This is a genomic window from Pseudoalteromonas arabiensis (genome assembly GCF_001550155.1).
Lineage (GTDB): Bacteria > Pseudomonadota > Gammaproteobacteria > Enterobacterales > Alteromonadaceae > Pseudoalteromonas > Pseudoalteromonas arabiensis.
This window is the reverse complement of record NZ_LRUF01000009.1, coordinates 14,589-34,429: the sequence shown is the minus strand read 5'-3', so window position 1 is coordinate 34,429 and position 19,841 is coordinate 14,589. Positions and strand designations below refer to the sequence as shown.

At 41.6% G+C, this 19,841-nt stretch carries 20 protein-coding genes; 3 read left to right on the top strand and 17 right to left on the bottom strand.

Annotated features, from left to right (window positions below; all coding sequences use genetic code 11):
* Positions 1-244: 244 nt before the first annotated feature.
* Positions 245-3,175 (bottom strand): TonB-dependent receptor domain-containing protein, encoded by a 2,931-nt coding sequence (locus tag PAARA_RS06160; RefSeq protein WP_062568206.1) that lies wholly within the window; start codon positions 3,173-3,175, stop codon positions 245-247.
* A 275-nt stretch (positions 3,176-3,450) separates the two neighbouring features.
* Between PAARA_RS06160 and PAARA_RS06155 the strand changes: the two genes are divergently transcribed.
* Complete coding sequence (locus PAARA_RS06155) at positions 3,451-5,088, top strand: endonuclease (protein ID WP_062568205.1); 1,638 nt, start codon at positions 3,451-3,453, stop codon at positions 5,086-5,088.
* Positions 5,089-5,127: 39 nt separating this feature from the next.
* On the opposite strand, the gene PAARA_RS06150 is transcribed toward PAARA_RS06155, so the two are convergent.
* From PAARA_RS06150 to rpsJ, 15 genes are all read right to left on the bottom strand, one after another.
* Positions 5,128-5,718, bottom strand: a complete 591-nt coding sequence (locus tag PAARA_RS06150; RefSeq protein WP_062568204.1) for a hypothetical protein — start codon at positions 5,716-5,718, stop codon at positions 5,128-5,130.
* Between the two features lie 68 nt (positions 5,719-5,786).
* Positions 5,787-6,077: a hypothetical protein gene (locus tag PAARA_RS06145; protein ID WP_062568203.1), complete on the bottom strand. Its 291-nt coding sequence runs from the start codon at positions 6,075-6,077 to the stop codon at positions 5,787-5,789.
* A 62-nt stretch (positions 6,078-6,139) separates the two neighbouring features.
* On the bottom strand, positions 6,140-6,877 hold the full coding sequence (locus PAARA_RS06140) for a hypothetical protein (RefSeq protein ID WP_062568202.1): 738 nt from the start codon (positions 6,875-6,877) through the stop codon (positions 6,140-6,142).
* 148 nt (positions 6,878-7,025) lie between these two features.
* Complete coding sequence (locus PAARA_RS06135) at positions 7,026-9,884, bottom strand: TonB-dependent receptor domain-containing protein (RefSeq protein ID WP_062568201.1); 2,859 nt, start codon at positions 9,882-9,884, stop codon at positions 7,026-7,028.
* Positions 9,885-10,535: 651 nt separating this feature from the next.
* Positions 10,536-10,793 carry a 30S ribosomal protein S17 gene (gene rpsQ, locus PAARA_RS06130; RefSeq protein ID WP_054552372.1) on the bottom strand — a complete coding sequence of 86 codons (258 nt, stop codon included), beginning with the start codon at positions 10,791-10,793 and terminating at the stop codon, positions 10,536-10,538.
* A complete protein-coding gene (rpmC, locus tag PAARA_RS06125; protein ID WP_004588692.1) occupies positions 10,793-10,984 on the bottom strand; it encodes a 50S ribosomal protein L29 in 192 nt (63 codons plus the stop codon). The genes rpsQ and rpmC overlap by 1 nt, the downstream gene beginning before the upstream one ends.
* A complete protein-coding gene (gene rplP / locus PAARA_RS06120; protein ID WP_036974208.1) occupies positions 10,984-11,397 on the bottom strand; it encodes a 50S ribosomal protein L16 in 414 nt (137 codons plus the stop codon). The genes rpmC and rplP overlap by 1 nt, the downstream gene beginning before the upstream one ends.
* 12 nt (positions 11,398-11,409) lie before the next feature.
* Positions 11,410-12,111, bottom strand: coding sequence for a 30S ribosomal protein S3 (gene rpsC / locus PAARA_RS06115; protein ID WP_062568200.1), 702 nt, complete (start codon positions 12,109-12,111; stop codon positions 11,410-11,412).
* An 11-nt stretch (positions 12,112-12,122) separates the two neighbouring features.
* Entirely contained in the window at positions 12,123-12,455 is a 333-nt protein-coding gene (gene rplV / locus PAARA_RS06110) for a 50S ribosomal protein L22 (protein ID WP_055016519.1), read from the bottom strand.
* A 14-nt stretch (positions 12,456-12,469) separates the two neighbouring features.
* Complete coding sequence (gene rpsS / locus PAARA_RS06105; RefSeq protein WP_010376377.1) at positions 12,470-12,748, bottom strand: 30S ribosomal protein S19; 279 nt, start codon at positions 12,746-12,748, stop codon at positions 12,470-12,472.
* Positions 12,749-12,764: 16 nt separating this feature from the next.
* On the bottom strand, positions 12,765-13,589 hold the full coding sequence (gene rplB / locus PAARA_RS06100; RefSeq protein ID WP_036974212.1) for a 50S ribosomal protein L2: 825 nt from the start codon (positions 13,587-13,589) through the stop codon (positions 12,765-12,767).
* Between the two features lie 17 nt (positions 13,590-13,606).
* Positions 13,607-13,909: a 50S ribosomal protein L23 gene (gene rplW / locus PAARA_RS06095; RefSeq protein WP_054552368.1), complete on the bottom strand. Its 303-nt coding sequence runs from the start codon at positions 13,907-13,909 to the stop codon at positions 13,607-13,609.
* Positions 13,906-14,511, bottom strand: coding sequence for a 50S ribosomal protein L4 (gene rplD / locus PAARA_RS06090; RefSeq protein WP_062568199.1), 606 nt, complete (start codon positions 14,509-14,511; stop codon positions 13,906-13,908). The genes rplW and rplD overlap by 4 nt, the downstream gene beginning before the upstream one ends.
* A 17-nt stretch (positions 14,512-14,528) precedes the next feature.
* The gene (gene rplC, locus PAARA_RS06085) at positions 14,529-15,164 is read right to left on the bottom strand and encodes a 50S ribosomal protein L3 (protein WP_036974218.1); all 636 of its coding nucleotides are present in this window, start codon (positions 15,162-15,164) and stop codon (positions 14,529-14,531) included.
* Positions 15,165-15,191: 27 nt separating this feature from the next.
* Entirely contained in the window at positions 15,192-15,503 is a 312-nt protein-coding gene (rpsJ, locus tag PAARA_RS06080; protein WP_002957900.1) for a 30S ribosomal protein S10, read from the bottom strand.
* A 420-nt stretch (positions 15,504-15,923) separates the two neighbouring features.
* Between rpsJ and plsB the strand changes: the two genes are divergently transcribed.
* Positions 15,924-18,374: a glycerol-3-phosphate 1-O-acyltransferase PlsB gene (plsB, locus tag PAARA_RS06075; protein WP_062568198.1), complete on the top strand. Its 2,451-nt coding sequence runs from the start codon at positions 15,924-15,926 to the stop codon at positions 18,372-18,374.
* Here the strand turns inward: plsB and tesB are convergent.
* Entirely contained in the window at positions 18,371-19,228 is an 858-nt protein-coding gene (gene tesB, locus PAARA_RS06070; RefSeq protein ID WP_062568197.1) for an acyl-CoA thioesterase II, read from the bottom strand. The two genes, plsB and tesB, sit on opposite strands and share 4 nt — an antisense overlap.
* A gap of 79 nt (positions 19,229-19,307) precedes the next feature.
* Here tesB and PAARA_RS06065 point away from each other — a divergent pair, with 79 nt between their 5' ends.
* Entirely contained in the window at positions 19,308-19,769 is a 462-nt protein-coding gene (locus PAARA_RS06065) for an EVE domain-containing protein (RefSeq protein WP_062568196.1), read from the top strand.
* Positions 19,770-19,841 lie beyond the last annotated feature (72 nt).

The window sequence follows — 19,841 nt, the reverse complement described above, 5'->3', positions numbered from 1 at the left end:
ACCCTGAAAAGTTAACTGCGAAACGAACTTGCTACCGTCATTTCGCGAACAATTTTTTTCGACTTTAAAGACTAAATAAAAACGCTTTAAAGGTTTATCTGAGCGTGAAGAATAACGAGGTCTCGCGCGATTAAAAAAGAATAGAATCTGCTTTGATATTCCATTTAGTTATTAATTTTATAAATAACTAAAAAAAAGACACTAACATATAAGTAAGTGTCTTTTTGTTTAAACGGATTTTTAGTTAAAAATCAATAACAACATTTGCAAAGAAACGACGACCGATAGCATCGTAAATTGCATCATTAGCTCCACTGGCTGCAATATAAGCCGGTGGTAATTTATCGGTTAAGTTACGAATACCTAAACCAACTCGGGTGTTTTGAAATAACTGGTAGCTAGCGGACAAGTCATGGGTCACAATAGTTCCCACAAAGGCAGGGCTCAAATCTTCAGGTATATCTCCGTCAGGCGATAGGTCGATACGAGCTGAACGATCTATTAAACGTGATGACCAGTTTACAACTAAATCGTTAATAGCATAGGTTGCGGAAAAGCGAGCTTGCCACTCAGGATCCCCCACTTCACCATCTTCCACATTTACTTTATCAGGTCGACTTTGGAACTCAAAAGCCTCTAGCTCTAAAAGATGATTTACAAATAAGTTTAAATTTAAATCCCCTGCCAAACCATAATCAGACAGCTTCATACTGTAATCAAAATCAGCTTCAAGGCCTCTAGTTGTCAAAGCTGCTGCATTTAAAAAGCCAGAGCGAACTAAAGTCACATTATTCGTTGTAGGGTCTCGCTCAACCTGCGAGCAAAAACTTTCGTCTGGGCCTCCTGGGGCATCCACACAATTATCAGCAATACTTTGTGTCGCGATAAATGAAATTGCGTCTTCTATTTCAATATCATAGTAATCAAGGGTCATTGAAAAGTTTTCAAAAAAGCTCGGTGTCCAAACAATGCCTGCCGTAAATGAGGTTGAGGTTTCAGATTCAAGTTCAGAGTTGCCACCACTAATAGTATCTATACTCGCATTATCATTTGCCTCAAACCCTGCTGGTATGCCGATTGCTGCACAATTAGCAACGCGATTAGGATTATCGAGAATACTATCAGCATCACATGGATCGGCTACACGGCCAAAGCCTGGAGAAATGGGTGAAAAGGCTTCGGCTATATTCGGGGCACGTACCGCTTGGCCGTAAGTGCCTCGCAAGCGAATATCCTCAATAGGCTGATACAACACACCAACCTTCCACGCGTCAGTGTCGCCAGCATGCGAGTAATCAGCATAACGATATGCGGCATCTAAGGTTAGTTCTTTTGCGTAAGCAAGGTTTGCAAGCAGAGGCAAGCTCACCTCTATAAAACCCTCAGTTACATCATACTCACCAAATGCATCGAGTGTAGCTGCCTGTGCTAAAACACCTGATTTTGTCAGCTCATCGGTGCGTGTTTCTGATGTTTCTTCACGGTATTCAAAACCAGCAGCTAAACCGATTGGCCCGCCAGGTAGTTCAAAAAACTCCCCAGTATCAAATGTTATATTAGCGCCAATTAATTCTTGCGTTATTTCATCTGTTCGCGATACATCGGCCGTTACCCAGTCTTTTGCAGCCTCTGATGCTTGGTCAAAACCAAACGCATTGTAAGGAACACAATCTGCGGGGTTTAAAGTGGCAGGGTTGACATACTCATTTCCATCCTCATCTGGTAGTTGTAAGTCGGGTACTTGATTTCGACATACTATTTCGCCCGTATCTGGGGTAATAACAGCATCAAGCGCAGCATCAAGATTGCCTGAAATTAAATCGTTTAATGAGTTCCGGCGGTTATCTGTTTGCCCATATACATAGTAAACATCATAGTTAAAATCAGTTTGGCTTAAAGTAAATAAGCCTTGAACCCCACCAACGAATCGAAATAGCTCACGGCGGTTATCAGCACTTCGATTACCGAATTCAGCAAAAAACTTAGACATTTCTATTGTTGTAATGCCTTGGTTAAGGTAGGTCTGGCGTAGCGTTTCATCCAGGTAGGGGTTGTCTGCTACGTTAATAAATATATCACCAAAGCGAAAAGATGGCTGAAACTGTTGTTTAATGTCTGAACGAACGAACTTAAAGTCACTGTAAAATGTATGGTTGTCAGTAATATTATAATTAAGTGTTGATGCGATGGTTATTTTATCCTGCTCAGGTAATACATTTTCATAGTCTTGAAGTTTAAAGCAGTGCTCACATCCATCAGGGAAATTACCGAATGCAAAGCTATTTGTGAACTCACGAATCGGCATTAATTCAGGTGTGCCATTATCTGAAAACGTGGTAATTTCACCAAATGCACCAAATGGGTTTAGCACACCATTTTCACTTATACGATCCGAAAAAACACGAGGCCTTGTTAAACGATCAGGAATACCATCTTCCTCACCTTGGCTGAGCGGATTATCAACTGTTCCCCAGTTATCCGACTGGCGTAAGTCATTTGCCATCACTTCATTGATATGGTCTTTGCCAGCAAAGAAAGTGATATTACCCCGACCGCCGGCAATATCTGTCCCCGCTAAAATACTTAGTGAGGTATTTTTAGAGCCGACTCCTTCGGTTGAATTACCAACTGATGCCTTTAATTGTAAGCCATCGAAATTGTCTTTTAGAATCACGTTTACAACACCGGAAACCGCATCAGAGCCATACACTGCCGATGCACCTCCTGTTATTACTTCAATTCTGTCAATAAGTGCAGCTGGAATTGTTGATAAGTCTACCTGAGATGACCCTGGCGCCCCTGCGACATGGCGCTTGCCATTCACTAAAACAAGTGTACGCGTGGATCCTAGGCGTCTTAAATCAGCAGAGCTGATACCTGCATCAGCATTGTCATCATTATTACCAAAGAGGGTATCGGTCGCGCCTATAGACGGAAACTCAGCTAGAATACTCCCTAAATCTGGTGTACCTGCTTTGGCTATTTCAGCCGCACCAATTGTTACTATTGGTGTGGGTTGAGAAAGCTTTGGTTTTGCAATACGAGACCCTGTAACTTGAATTCGCTCAACTTCATCAACTCCCTCTTCAGCTGCGACTGAATAACCCACAGTAGAAAGTGCAGTTAACGACAAAGCAAACTTAACGCTATGCGCCAATAAATTATATTTCTTCATTTTGACCCCTAAACAAGCTGTTATTATTTGATTATTGCTGTTGAAGTCGGGTGATCTTTACACCACAAAACTATAACAGTGCTTTTAGAAGTAACACGACAAACCCAAAATAGGAACAAAACTAAAAAGTGTGCAAAATATAAACAATGCAGAAATGTAAATTTTAATTAACAAATGCGTATATAAAATAATCCAAAAATTATCAATTCTGTAAAAAACCTGTCATTGTTATCATCTATTGTCCACCATTTGAAAACACATAATAGGGAAAATCTATGCCATACGGGATTAAGAAAAAGCTCATACTTACTAGCAGCTTACTTTTTTTAAGCAACACAGCGTTTGCAAATATTAATAATGCAGACTTTGAAACTTGGTCAGCAAACACACCAACAGCTTGGAGCACGATTGATAGTGGTATCAGCATTAGTGCTAACAACAGTGTGGTTTACTCTGGCGAATATTCTGCACAAGTCACTGTTAACACTGGCACACAAAGCAATACTGATTTACAGCAGCTCGTTGATGTTGTTGCGGGCGAAAGCTACGAGTTTTCTGCTTGGGTTTACCATACCGAAGGTGGTGTGAAAGCACGCTTAGTGGTTGATGGCTATCAGGACTATTCAAATTCAGCATTAACCAATCAATGGCAACAAATTAGCTACCAGTACACAGCTCCAACAACAACCGCTATCAATGTTGGCTTACGCTTTTACGACGTAACGGGTTTTGATGGCAGCGAAGTGGTTTATGTCGATAATTTTGCACCCAGCACAGGCACAACCCCACCACCGACAGGTAGTTGCACAGATAATCAAGTATCGTTAGTGCTCACCACTGACAACTATGGTGAAGAAACAAGTTGGCAAATAACAAATGCCCAAGGCAGTACAGTGGCATCTGGCGGCAGCTATGCAGCGAATACTCAGTATAGTGAGCAAGCCTGTTTAATTGATGGTGACTACACATTCACTATTTTTGATAGTTACGGTGATGGCATGTGTTGCTCGTTCGGTAATGGCAGCTACAACCTCTCTCTAGGCCAAACGGTGCTTGCCAGTGGCGCAAACTTCCAAAGCTCAGAGGCGACACCGTTTACATTAGGTGATAGCGCTGGCGGTGATGATGGCGGTACAACACCACCTGATCCGACAGGCTATTATGTGACTACACAAGGCCTCACAGGCTATGCTCTAAAAACAGAGTTGTACAACATTATTAAAGATCACAACTCGCAAGGTTACTCTGCTATTTGGAGTTTTTATGACATTGCCTCACGCGATAAGTATTTTGAAAACGATAACTCAATTCTAGACCGCTACTCAGAAAACCCGACAGGTCAAGATAGCTACAACTATGTAGCCGTAAGCGATCAATGTGGTACTTATAACAGTGAAGCTGATTGCTACAACCGTGAACACTCTTTTCCGAAAAGCTGGTTTGGCGGCACTGTTGAGCCTATGAACTCTGATGTACACCACATTTTCGCAACCGATGGTTATGTAAACTCTAAACGCAGTAACTACCCATTTGGTGAAGTAGGAAGCGCAAGCTATACCTCTAGTAATGGTAGTAAATTGGGCAGCGCAGCGAGTTCTTTAAATTACTCAGGTACTGTATTTGAACCTATTGATGAGTTTAAAGGCGATTTTGCAAGAGCCTATTTCTATATGGCAACACGCTATCAAAATGTCATTGCAAGTTGGCAAAATAAAACTACTTACAGTAACGCTGTACTTAACGGCACCTCAAATCAAGTATTTGAGAATTGGGTTGTCGCAATGCTACTAAAATGGCACAACGAGGACCCTGTCAGCCAATTAGAACTTGATCGCAACCAAGCGGCATATGAGCACCAAGGTAACCGTAATCCATTTGTCGATCACCCTGAGTTTGTTGGGATGATTTGGTAATATCATAAGCCAGGCGCTTAGCTCAGCTAGGTGTCTGGTTTAACTGTCCAACAATATAACTCGTTTTTCGGCGACGAGTTGCTCCACAAATTGTTTTTCGAGGTTCCAAGGGTGACGCTTCCAACCTTGAAAACCAAAACCTGCAATATGTACGTATTTAAACCGCACTAAAAAGTAAGCAATTGCCAAAGTACCAGAACTAACACAACGAGGCCGATGTATCGGTGAGCCAAGGGCTAATAATTCATTTAATAATGATTGGCGAAACTGTGCTGTTAAACGCTCTACTTGGCACTTTTGCGCATAGGCTGAGATTAGAGCCTCCCCGAAATCTACCTTACCTTTACGTTGTATCAATTTAAAAAAACATTGCGCTACAGAATTAGGAGTTGGATCGGTGATCATAACCTGGCTCAGCCCTTCGAGAGACATTTGTGGTGTGTTTAATAAACTCAGGGCTTGTCGGCCACGCCCAACCAACCACAAGTCAGTACAACGTTGGCCTAAATAATCAGGCATTGCTGCACAATGGTTAAACCTAACCACTCGTGGGCAATGATTTACTTGCTCAGTAAGATCTGTATTGATAGGACCATTACCTAAGATAATGATTTTTGGCTGCTCTTGCATAAACTAAGCGACTTTTCTTTCTTAAAGCAGCTTATTTGACGCTAGCAGTGTGACTGGTTAATGACAATTCAAGATAAATTTAACCAATGAGTGAGTCGTTTATGTTCTATCAACAGCATGTTGTCGTGTTGTTGTTTGGTCTGATAACCAAGTAGCGGCAGCACGTGCTTTAATAACTCATGGTGTTGCTGTTGTAGTGAATAATGCGTGACCTTTAATGTTTCTAACAACTCCCGAGCATAAAGCGATCTCGATTGCAGCGACTGCCAAGTACGAATCTGTATTTCGACGATTTGTGAAATTGAAGTGTTATAGTTATTAAGTTGCAAACTTAACAAGTAGTTTTCTAATGAGTTCATAATAGCGTCCTTTTAAAAACGCCACTTTAAAAGCTCAAGTTAAGTTGAGGTAAAGTATTTTGTTATTTTTTGCGCCATTTATTCATTATTTCCTTAAATAATTTAGCCTCTTTATCTTCACAGGGTCTGGGCGATCCGCTTGGTACTCCTGACTTGCCAAATACGGTATTAAAATCGATGTCGTAACATAGCCCATTGAGCATTTCTGTTCGCTTGCTGCCATTGCCATTTTGCCAAAGTATTGTTGCTTTATCAGAGACAGTTAATTGTGCAGGCACTGTAACCCCGCCTACAGGCGAATTATTATTTGCAGCATCAATCTGACCAAGTGCTGAAGCATTAGAAAAGCCATTTTCAAACTTAAGCTCTGGGATTGGTGCATAAGGATTCAGCTTTTTAAATGGTTTTTCAGCTGTTTCTTCACTATTCGTTTTAGGCTCAGCAGTTAAAGTTTCTACCTCTTTACTGGATTTAGCGACTACAGCTTGAACTGCTTTAGGCTCTTTCAAAGAGCGATTAGCCGCTTTTGTATCAGCTGACTGTCCTAAATGACTGGGTTCAGCCTCTTTTGTTTGCGGTTTCAGTCTTGAGTCATTCTGCTTTTCTTTTGAGGTTATTTTTTCACTTTTTTTTATACTAGGTAAAGCCGTGAGATCAACACTAACGTATGCGTGTATTACATTCACAGAATCAGAGACAGGTGATACAGATACAGACCGCATATGCTGCGCAAATAGAAACAAGATTACAGCATGCAGCGCAATTGAAATCATCCATGCTTTGTAGCTTCCCTTTAACACCTAAACTCCTCACTTTTTATTTTAAGAGTGTTAAAAAAACGAAATAGTTCAGTGCCCAGAGCTTTAACAGATACAAAAAAGCAGCATCTTTTAGAATATACAATCAAAAAGCCCCAGCATGTGCTGGGGCTATCAAAACACTTAAGGATTAAAACTTATAGTTAACACCTAGTGTGAAGGTGCGACCGTTCAAATCAAAGTATTCACCGTCATCATAAAGACTTGGGTGTCTTGGTGGAGTGCGGTCAAATACATTTAACATACCACCACGCACTTGTAGGCCATCAGTAATATTATAACGCGCTGTTAAATCCCACTTCGTATAAGATGAGATATCGTTATAGTTATTATCTTCAGCTACCCAGTCGTTTGACCAAACAGTACTGTGGCGATAGGCACCGATTAAATTTACCTGTAAGTTTTCATAGGTATAGTTCGTTGTGAAACGTGCCTTCCAGCGTGGATCTGTATACTCACCTGCAGCATTACGTTTATCAGCTTCTTTACCTGTTAAGTTTTCATCGTTTTTAGACATGTAAGTGGCAAGCATATTCATTCTGAATGAGCCAAATGTTGTATCAAATGAATATGTTACTTCCATATCCGTACCCGCAATACTGTTACTTGCAGAGTTAATAGGTTTCAGATCATACGAATCAATTTCAAAGGTATCTTTATTACGATAGATAAGTGGGCAATATGGATTATCTGTACTCTCAAATTCATAACAGCTTTCAATCACTGTTTTTGCTTTAGGTGTACGGATCATATCTTCAAGATCGAACTCCCAATAATCAAGAGTAATACTTAAACCATCAACAAATGAAGGTGTGTATATAACACCAACAGTTAAATCGTGCGCACTTTCATTTTCAAGATTAATATTACCTAAATTGAAACCAGAGTGGTTAGTACGCTTCCAGTCTTCACTTGGAACCCAACCTTCAGGAATGCCTTGCGAGCGACAGTTATTGGTGATGTTTTCTTTATACTCACCTGCATTATCAATTTGGCCTTGTTCACATGGGTCATCAAAGCTTTTAAAAGTCTCTGAACGGGCTTGATAAAGCTCATTTATGTTCGGTGCACGAACTGATTTAGACTTATTAATACGGAAACGAATATCATCATTAAGTACATAGTTAAAACTTAACTTCCATGCGTCATCAGTGCCTGTTGATGAGTAATCCATGTAACGATATGCCGCTTCAAGGAAAATTTCATCGGCAAATGATGCATCTACAACAAGCGGAATAGAGAACTCTGCAGCGGCCTCACTGACATCAAATGAACCTGATAATGCCTCAGATTGATTGTTAAAAATCAATCCTTTACGCATAGCGGGATCAGGTAAAGTTGATGATGCTTCTTTACGATGCTCAATGGTAAATGCTGTAGCAATTGGTCCCGCTTCTAGCTCAAATAAATCACCGCTAAACGTTACACCATAAGTTGTTTGATCAACTGTTGCACGGCGAGTTGCATCTGTCTTTACATAATCAAGCGCTTCTTGCGAGGCAAGACCTGTTCCCCAAATATTAAGAGGCACACAACCTTCACGGGCAGTTACTTCATCTCTAGAACGATCGGCACAGACAATATCGCCATCAATTTCAACGGCATCTAATGACTTATTAAAATTGTCGACAAGCATTTCACCGTGCCAAGTTGTATCCGCTTGTACTGAGCCACGTTGTACATAAGCTGAGTAAAACCAGTTATCGGTTATTTCACCTTCAAAGCTTAAAACACCTTGAATAAGCTGACGCTTTTGATCGTATACGCGGTTACCTAGTGCGTCTGTAGTAATATACGCTGTATATGTGTCCATATCACGATCAGAGAAAAACTGTTTTGTCTCATCACTAAAGAACGCATTATCTGTACGCATACCACTTAAAGTATGGAATGCAGGCGAGCTTTCACCATAGGCATGCGTATTTGAATACGTAAGCTCAAATGCCATTGAGTGAGCATCACTAAACGCATAGTTCACATTCGATGATAAATTTAAACGCTCAAGTGGTGTACGCACATATTTATGATTTAAGAAATGATAGCCATCGCCTTCATTACCAACATAATATTGCGTATTACGGCTACCTGGCGTTGAACTTGCTGGTAAATATTCACCACTTGCAAATGGACGAATTGAACCGTCATCAGCAAAGATATAATGACCATCAGATGTGAAGAAATCACCTGTTGGACTATAAAAGCCAAGCGTTGTGCTACCTGTTTGATCATAAATGATTCGACGAGGAATGCCATCTTCATCATTTGAGTTATCAGGGTGGTCTAAAGAAATAACACCGTTACGAATAAAGTCTCGTTGATCACCACGTAATTGTTTTGAATCCGAATAAGAGATATTCGTTACAAAGCTTGCTTTTTCACCTTCGTTACCAAAAGTGAATGATACATAAGACTCTTCACCGCCGTCTTGTTGAGGCTGCGATGTTGATGCATCAAATTCAAAGCCTTGGAATGATTTCTTAGTAATAATATTGACCACACCAGCAACCGCATCTGAACCATACACAGCTGAAGCGCCGCCGGTTGAGATTTCCATACGCTCAATCATTGCGGTTGGAATATTATTTAAGTCGACGGCGCTACTGCCCGGAGCACCCGCAATAAAGCGGCGTCCATTAACAAGTACGAGCGTACGTTCTGCACCTAAACCTCGTAAGTCTGTATTACTCAAGCCATTAGCAAAAACGTTATCGTTTGTTGTCTCAGGTGATAAACCAACTGTAGCCGATGGCATCTCGCTTAATAGTTCAGCGGCATTAGTAATACCCGCATTAACCATCGCATCGCCCGTAATAACAGTAACAGGAGTTGGAGACAAATCACCAATACGCTTTATTTTTGAACCCGTAACTTGAATACGCTCAACTTGCTCATTACCTTCATCTGCAGCAGTGGCAAAATGTGATAAACCAAGCCCTGTTATACACAGGGCAGCCTTTATATTAAATGATAATGTGTTTAACTTGCTCATTTTCCCTTCCAAATGATTATTTTATTTTTTATTTGCGTTTTACATCAATACACCTATATCAATAACCAATAAAGGTACATAAACGCAAAGCTCATTATAAATTTAAAAAGGAACAATTAAATAAAACTATTGATACATATGTAAATATATGTAAATCAAATAAATAACCAATACAATCAGTAACTTGAGATAAAAATAATTTCCACACCTCACATTATTAATTATAATATTACATATAAACAATAAATTTACAAAAGCATAAATCTGGATAAAAAACACATATAAAATTAAAAACAAAACAACAAAGTAACAATATAGCTCAAAAATAAACCTATTATTTAAGGTTGATTCTGAAAAAGTATTTCATCACTTATTTTTGACAATAATAAATTTTGAGCCAGCTTATAAAAAAATGATTAAATATCTCTTTCTTAAAACGACACGGTTAACTTTATTACTTCAATCGTTATTTTCTATTTAATTGAGTGGTCTGTTTTTTGAACACTTGCGAATTACTGTAAATCAAATTACGCAAGCTTTTTCATACAAAGATGAATGACAGTAAACACTAACTGAAATGGCTGTTTAGAGTTTGAAAACAAAAAGCCCCAGCAAGTGCCGGGGCTTTTTAAAAGTAAACTTAATTAAAAATTAAGCTTTCTTTGGACGCTCAACAACGTCTACTAAAGTCCAAGACTTAGTCTTAGAAATAGGAGCACACTCAGAGATAGTAACTACGTCACCAGTTTGAGCTGTGTTGTTTTCGTCATGTACGTGTAGTTTAGTCGTACGTTTGATGAATTTCCCATATACTGGGTGCTTCACGTAACGTGCGATAGCAACAGTGAAAGACTTATCCATCTTGTCGCTGATTACACGGCCTTGAAGAGTACGGATTTTATCGCTCATTATTGACCTGCCTTCTGGTTAATAATTGTTTTTACACGCGCGATATCGCGACGTACTGTTCTTAGCGTGTGTGTCTGAGCTAACTGACCAGTGCTTGCTTGCATGCGCAGGTTGAACTGCTCACGAAGAAGTCCTAGAAGTTCAGCGTTTAGCTCTTCTACGCTTTTGTCTTTTAGTTCGCTAGCTTTCATTACATCACCGTCCGAGTTACGAAAGTTGTTGTGAATGGTAATTTACGCGCTGCAAGGTTAAATGCTTCACGAGCAAGCTCTTCAGAAACACCTTCCATTTCGTAAAGTACTTTACCAGGTTGAATTTCAGCAACCCAATATTCAACAGAACCTTTACCTTTACCCATACGAACTTCTAATGGTTTGTTCGTAATTGGCTTATCTGGGAATACACGGATCCAGATTTTACCTTGACGCTTTACGTGACGTGTCATAGCACGACGAGCTGCTTCGATTTGACGAGCAGTCATACGGCCACGACCAGTAGCTTTCAAACCGAAAGTACCGAAGCTTACTTTGTTACCGTTTTGCGCTAAACCGCGGTTGCGGCCTTTGTGCATTTTACGGAATTTTGTACGTTTTGGCTGTAACATTACTCGCTACCTCTACTTAGCACTTTTTTTGGCTTTCTTTGGCGCGCGTTTAGCTGGCTTCTCTTGCTCTTGTACTAGTGGTAAACCACCAATAACTTCGCCTTTGAAGATCCAAACTTTAACACCAATGATACCATAAGTGGTTAAGGCTTCAGAAGTTGCGTAGTCGATATCAGCACGTAAAGTATGTAGAGGTACACGACCTTCACGATACCATTCTGAACGTGCGATCTCAGCACCGCCAAGACGACCGCTAACTTCAACTTTGATACCCTTTGCACCAATACGCATTGCGTTTTGTACCGAACGCTTCATAGCGCGACGGAACATAACACGACGCTCTAGCTGTGACGCAATACCGTCAGCTACTAGTTGTGCATCAAGTTCAGGCTTACGAACTTCAGAAATATTGATCTGAGCCGGAACACCTGCAATCTTAGTTACTGCTTGACGTAGTTTTTCAACGTCTTCGCCTTTTTTACCGATAACAACACCAGGACGAGCTGTGTGAATTGTTACACGGATAGATTTAGCTGGACGCTCAATAACGATTTTAGACACAGAAGCCGCTTTTAATTCCTTAGTAAGGAATTTACGTACTTTGTGATCGCCAAAAAGCTGATCAGAGAAATCTTTTGAATTCGCGTACCAGGTAGAAACCCAAGGTTTAGAGATACCTAGGCGAATACCAGTAGGATGAACTTTTTGTCCCATTACTTATACTCCTAGCTATCTGAAACCACAACAGTGATGTGGCTTGTACGCTTAAGGATGCGATCTGCGCGTCCTTTAGCACGTGGCATAATACGCTTCATTGTAGGACCATCGTCCACAAAGATCGTAGCTACACGTAGCTCATCAATGTCAGCACCTTCGTTATGCTCTGCGTTAGCAATAGCAGACTCAAGTACTTTCTTAACTAATACAGCCGCTTTTTTAGGGCTGTACGCCAGGATTTCTAGAGCGCGATCAACCGGAAGTCCGCGGATCTGATCTGCAACTAGACGAGCTTTTTGCGCCGAACCAGAGGCGAATTTATGTTTAGCTAATGCTTGCATTTATCATTCCCCTCTTAACGTTTCTTCGCTTTCTTATCCGCAGCGTGACCGCGGTAAGTACGAGTTGGTGCAAATTCGCCCAGTTTGTGACCGATCATTTCGTCTGTGATAAACACAGGAACGTGCTGACGACCATTATGGACAGCGATGGTCAATCCGATCATGTTAGGTATGATCATTGAACGACGGCTCCAAGTTTTAATTGGCTTCTTGTCACCGCTTTCCAACGCTTTCTCTACCTTCTTCAGCAAGTGTAGGTCAATAAAAGGACCTTTCTTGAGAGAACGTGGCATGGCTATTCCTCAACTATTATTTAGTACGACGACGTACGATAAACTTATCAGTACGCTTGTTCTTACGTGTCTTAGCACCTTTAGTCGGTTTACCCCATGGAGACACAGGATGACGACCACCAGATGTACGACCTTCACCACCACCGTGCGGGTGATCTACCGGGTTCATGGCAACACCACGAACTGTCGGACGGATACCACGCCAGCGATTTGCACCAGCTTTACCTAGTGAACGAAGCATATGCTCAGCATTACCTACTTCACCAAGTGTTGCGCGACAGTCAGCTGGAACTTTACGAACTTCGCCAGAACGAAGACGTAGAGTCACGTATTGACCTTCACGTGCAAGGATTTGAACGTATGCACCAGCAGAACGTGCGATTTGCGCGCCTTTACCTGGTTTTAATTCTACGTTGTGAACAGTCGAACCTACAGGCATGTTACGCATTGGTAATGTGTTACCAGCTTTGATTGGTGCATCAACACCAGACTGGATTGAATCACCAGCTTTTAAGCCTTTAGGTGCAATAATGTAACGACGCTCACCGTCTGCATATAATACAAGAGCGATGTTTGCGCTACGGTTTGGATCATACTCTAGACGCTCAACAACAGCTGGAATGCCATCTTTAGTGCGTTTAAAGTCGATTACACGGTAATGATGCTTGTGACCACCACCGATGTGACGAACCGTGATACGACCTTTGTTATTACGACCACCAGACTTAGAGTTTTTCTCTAGTAGTGGTGCGTAAGGTTTACCCTTATGTAGATCTGGGTTAACCACTTTAACCAGGTGACGACGACCCGCAGAAGTTGGTTTACACTTTTGAAGTGCCATAATTCTAACTCCCCTTATTACTCGGCGCCGCCGACAAAGTCTAGCTCGCTACCTTCTTTAAGAGTAACGTAAGCTTTCTTCCAGTCTGAACGACGACCGAAACGCATGCCAGTACGTTTTGTTTTACCCTTAACGTTTAGTGTGCGAACACCAGTTACTTCTACTTCAAAAAGCTTTTCTGCTGCAGCTTTGATTTCAGCTTTAGTTGCATCAGAAGCTACTTTGAAAACAATCGTGTTGTTCTCTTCAGCAGCGATAGTGCTTTTTTCAGAGATGTGTGGAGCAAGGATCACTTTTAAAAGACGTTCTTCACGGATCATGCTAGCGCCTCCTCAAGTTGCTTAACAGCAGCAGCTGTAATAAGTACCTTATCGAAAGCGATTAGGCTTACAGGATCGATACCAGCTACATCACGCGTGTCAACCTTGTATAGGTTACGTGCCGATAAGAAAAGATTCTCATCTACTTCTTCAGTCACGATTAGAACATCTTTAAGCTCAAGTTCTTTAAGCTTAGCAACTAGTTCTTTAGTTTTTGGTGCTTCAAGACCAAACTGTTCAACAACGATTAAACGCTCTTGACGAACTAATTCAGATAAGATGCTTTTGATCGCACCGCGGTACATTTTACGGTTTACTTTTTGGCTGTGATCTTGTGGTTTAGCTGCGAAGCTAACGCCACCTGAACGCCAAATTGGGCTACGAATTGTACCAGCACGTGCACGGCCAGTACCTTTTTGAGACCATGGTTTTTTACCACCACCGCTTACTTCAGAACGTGTCTTCTGAGCACGAGTACCTTGACGAGCACCTGCTGCGTAAGCAACAACTACTTGGTGTACTAATGCTTCGTTAAACTCACGTCCAAAAGTAGCTTCAGAAACTTCAAGAGCGCCAGAAGCGTCTTTAATTGCTAATTCCATCACTAAATCTCCAGGACTTATGCTTTAACAGCTGGTTTAACGATAACGTCACCGCCGATAGCGCCAGGTACTGCACCTTTAACTAAAAGCAAGTTACGCTCAGCGTCAACGCGAACTAGTTCTAAGTTTTGAGTCGTTACACGCTCAGCACCCATGTGACCGGCCATTTTCTTACCTTTAAACACCTTACCAGGTGATTGGTTTTGACCGATTGAACCAGGAGCACGGTGAGATAGAGAGTTACCGTGAGTCGCGTCTTGCATGCTGAAATTCCAGCGCTTAACACCACCTTGGAAACCTTTACCTTTAGAAGTACCGGTTACGTCAACTTTGTTGATTTCGTTGAATAATTCAACAGTAAGCTCAGCGCCTACTTCAAAATCGCCTTCACCACCATTTAGGCGGAATTCCCACAGACCGCGACCCGCTTCAACACCAGCTTTAGCGAAGTGACCCGCTGCTGCTTTGTTTACACGGCTTGCTTTTTTAGTGCCTGCGGTTACTTGAAGCGCGTTATAACCGTCAGTTGCTTCAGATTTGATCTGAGCAATACGGTTAGGAGTCGCTTCGATAACTGTCACAGGGATAGATACACCATCTTCAGTGAAGATACGTGTCATACCCACTTTACGACCGACTAGACCTAATGCCATTTTCCTAAAACCTCTCTAATCTTCCGATTAACCCAGGCTGATTTGAACATCAACACCAGCAGCAAGATCTAAACGCATAAGAGCGTCAACAGTCTTGTCAGTTGGTTCTACGATGTCGATCAGACGTTTATGGGTGCGGATTTCGTACTGATCACGCGCGTCTTTGTTAACGTGCGGTGAAGTTAGTACAGTAAAACGTTCAAAGCGTGTAGGTAGTGGGATTGGACCACGTACTTGTGCGCCAGTGCGTTTCGCAGTTTCCACGATTTCCGCCGTTGATTGGTCAATCAAACGGTGGTCAAAAGCTTTTAGGCGAATACGAATGCGTTGATTTGACATTCTTAAACCTCAATATAAAGAGCATTTAAAAAGAGCATAAAAAAACGACCGAAACAATCTTACTAACTAAGATGTCGGCTGCTTTCTTATATCTACGTTGAACTCCAAATCGGAGTTCCTGTTTTATTAGCTTGAAATCCAAGCTTAATCTTTCCTTCCAAGTTCCCGAGGGAATTTTGAAAGCCTGCGTATTATAGTGATATTGGTGATAAATGCAACAACAATTTTGAAAAAATCCACAGCCCCAATTAAAATTTGTTTAATTTTCGAACTTTATCAATAACATTGCCGTCTTTACTTTATACTTGTGCAGTCTGAGGCGCGCAAGCATCGCTTTTAAATGGTCAGTCCAGTTAATAATTGCTATTCTATTGCGCTTATTTTTGCCTCTATTACTACTTTATTTACTTTGGTGAGTTGATGCGTATCATTAATCGTTGTTTGAATTTTATGTCAGCAGGTATGAACCGCTTGTTTGTAAGAAGCAAGGTACTGCCTGACAACCCGATTGAACAATATAACCTAAACCCAGCTAACCCGACTTTCTATATAGTTAAGCTCAATGCACGCTCAGATTTGGCTGCACTCGCACGCGTGTGTAAAAAATATGGTCTACCAGACCCAACACAAGAGCAGCTTTTAGGGCATGCTGAACTTAATCGCTTTATTGGTATTCAAAACCCTCCGCCATTATTTGGGGACAAAAGTAAACCCAGTAATGCGCTGCAACAAGGCAAGCAAATCATTGATCATTTGATGCGCACGGGAGAAAAAAACGTGCAAGTGATCCCCGTGACTATTTTATGGGGTCGTAACCCAGGTAAAGAAAAACCTGGCTTAGGGACGTTAGTATCGCACTCGCTCACACCAAGTTGGTTCCGCAAGTTTTTTGTATTGCTATTCTCTGGGCGCGATAATTTTATTCGTTTTAGTCAGCCCCTGGACTTATCACTGCTAGTGAACGAAAAAGCAGACGTGGATGAGCTACCACACAAACTACTGCGTGTTGCACGCGTTCACTTCAAACGTCAAAAACTGGCCGCGACTGGCCCTAAAATGCCATCGCGAGAGCAGCTATTCAATTCGCTACTTGCTTCACCAACAATTAAAAAAGCCATTCAAATTGAAGCCAAAGAAAAGAACATCAGCCAACAGCAAGCACGCCAAAATGCGCTGAAACTTCTTGATGAAATAGCGGCAAATTACAGTGATGCAACCATTCGTGTTGCTGATCGCGTGTTAACTTGGTTATGGAATAAGCTTTACAACGGTATTGATATTAAGTTTTCTGAACAAGTCAATGAGCTGACTGATAAAGGCCACGAGATTATTTATATGCCGTGTCACCGCTCTCATATGGACTACTTATTACTGACCTACTCTATTTACCATTTAGGTTTGGTACCGCCGCATATCGCGGCAGGTATTAACTTAAACTTCTTCCCAGCCGGTGGTGTATTCCGCCGTAGCGGTGCGTTCTTTATTCGCCGCTCATTCGCGGGCAATAAACTGTATTCATCAGTATTCAAAGAATACCTGAGTCAGCTGTTTATCAAAGGTTATTCAGTAAAGTTTTATACTGAAGGTGGCCGTAGCCGTACTGGTCGTTTGTTACCGCCAAAAACAGGTATGCTCGCTATGACGTTGCAAGCCATGCTACGCGGTATTGATCGCCCTATTTCGATTGTACCTGTATACATAGGTTATGAGCACGTAATGGAAATTAATACCTACTTAAAAGAACTTGCCGGTAACGATAAAAAAGGTGAGTCGATATTAGGTATCTTTAAAGCGATTAAAAACCTGAAAAACTATGGACGTGGTTACTTAAACTTTGGCGATCCTATTTCGATAAACCAATATCTGAATGAGCAGCAACCTGATTGGCGTGAATCTATTCACCCAACCGATGTACAAAAACCACAGTGGCTTGGGCCACAGGTCGCCAACCTTGCTGATAAAGTCATGGTTAATATTAATAGCGCCGCGGCACTCAATGCGGTGAATCTACTGGCCATGATTTTATTGGTTAATGATAAACATGCGTTAAGTAAGCCTAAATTGATTGCTCAGCTTGAGTTTTATCTACATTTACAACGCAGCGCGAGTTATAGCGACAAAGTAACAACACCTGACGAAACGGCTGAGCAGCTATTAGAGCATGCGCTTAAGCTTAATAAATTTGATGTTATCAGCGATGAGTTTGGTGAAATCATTGCTATCAACGACAAAGAGAAAACGTTATTCAACTATTACCGTAATAACGTATTGCACTTATTTGCTGTGCCAAGCTTGCTTGCACTGCATTTATTTAAAGCGCATAAAACGACGATGGCAGATTGCCACGCCTTGATTGCACGCTTTTACCCACTATTTGCCAAAGAGTGGTTCTTACATGAGTTAGATGAAAACTACATTACGCGTGTTCTTGCCAGCTTTGTTGATCAAGACCTCATTGAAATTGACGGTGATAATATAAAAATCACCAACAGCAGTGATTGCTTAGCAAAACTAGAAATACTCGGTCGCGCTTTAAGTTTAACCTTACAACGTTATGCAATCGTTATTGGTTTTATTCAAACCAGTCATGGCATTGAACGTGCTGAACTTGAGCATGAAAGCCAAGTATTGGCAGAGCGTTTAGGGACGTTACATGGCATTAAAACCCCTGAATTCTTTGATAAGAAAGTACTCATTGGTTTTATTACAAGTTTACGTGAGCAGAAGCTGATCACTGAAACAGAACAAGGGTTAACGGGTAGCAGTGAGCTGTGTGAGGTGTATATATACCTTAAGGCATTGCTGCCAGCACGCGTCTGGCAGTCAATTGACGACATAGTGCAAAGCCAAGCTAAGCACTCAAAAGGTTAACGCTGACGCATGACCCCTTCTTGGATCGTTGAGGCAACCAAGTTGCCTTGACGGTCAAAGAATTGGCCTCGCACCAAACCACGTCCAGAGCTCGCACTTGGGCTATCAATCGAGTATAAAATCCAATCATCAAGTCTAAACGGACGGTGGAACCACATTGCATGGTCAATCGTTGCAACCTGCATATTCGGCTGCATAAATGATACACCGTGGGGCTGTAAGGCCGTTGGTAAGAACTCAAAATCCGATGCATACGCAAGTAAATAATTATGAATGCGCTGGTCGTCAGGCATCTCGCCATTGGCTTTAAACCAAATATGTTTCACTGGCTCCATAACTTGTGGCTTAAATGGGTTATGAAAAGTCACAGGGCGCATTTCAATCGGCACTTCGCGAATGAACTTATTGCGTATAGGTTCAGGAATAAGCTCGGCATTCGCTTGATAGAATTCAAGAGACGACTTTAGCTCTTCAGGCTGTGGCACACTTGGCATTTGCGCTTGATGCGATAACCCCTCTTCATCGCCTTGGAATGACGCCGTCATATAAAAAATAGGTTTACCGTATTGAATGGCTTTCACACGGCGGGTGCTAAAACTTCTACCATCACGAATGTTTTCTACATCATAAACAATCGGTTTTGCAGCATCCCCTGGGCGTAAGAAGTAAGAATGCAGAGAGTGAACGATGCGCCCCTCGGGTAACGTTTCTTTAGCGGCCGATAAAGCTTGGCCCATAACTTGGCCGCCAAAAACAGCTCTAAACCCTAAATCTTGGCTTTGGCCACGATATAAGCCTTGTTCAATTTCTTCTAGCGCCATTAATGACAGCAAATCATCTAATACTTGGCTCATTTATTTATCCTCAATCCCGACAAGCGTTTAATGATACTATAGACTAATTGGAAGTAAATCTTTGTAAGAGCACCTCATTATGGCTTATTGGCTTTTTAAAACCGAACCCGATGCATTTTCAATTGATGATCTAAAAAACACACCTGAGCAAACCTCTATGTGGGATGGCGTACGTAATTATCAAGCCCGTAATTTCATGCGTGATGACATGAAGCAAGGTGATTTGGTGATGATTTACCACTCCAGTTGCAAAGCAGTTGGTGTGGTAGGCATTGCCACGATAACGCGTGATGCCTACCCTGACCCAACACAATTCGATTTAAATAGCGACTACTATGACGCCAAAGCAACAACAGACAACCCTCGCTGGTTTGTGGTCGATGTGAAATATCAATCACACCTTAAAAAGCCAGTGAGCTTACAAGCAATTAAAGCCAATGAGTCAATTACCGAAATCGCCCTTAAAAAAGGCGGCCGACTGTCAGTCATGCCCGTGACTGAACATGACTGGCAGCAAATAATGACAATGAGTGAGACATAAAATCACTGTCATTTAAATGAGCCCCCAAATTTGCTAAAATACGTCACCTTTGTTTCAAGGGTAAGATGGGGT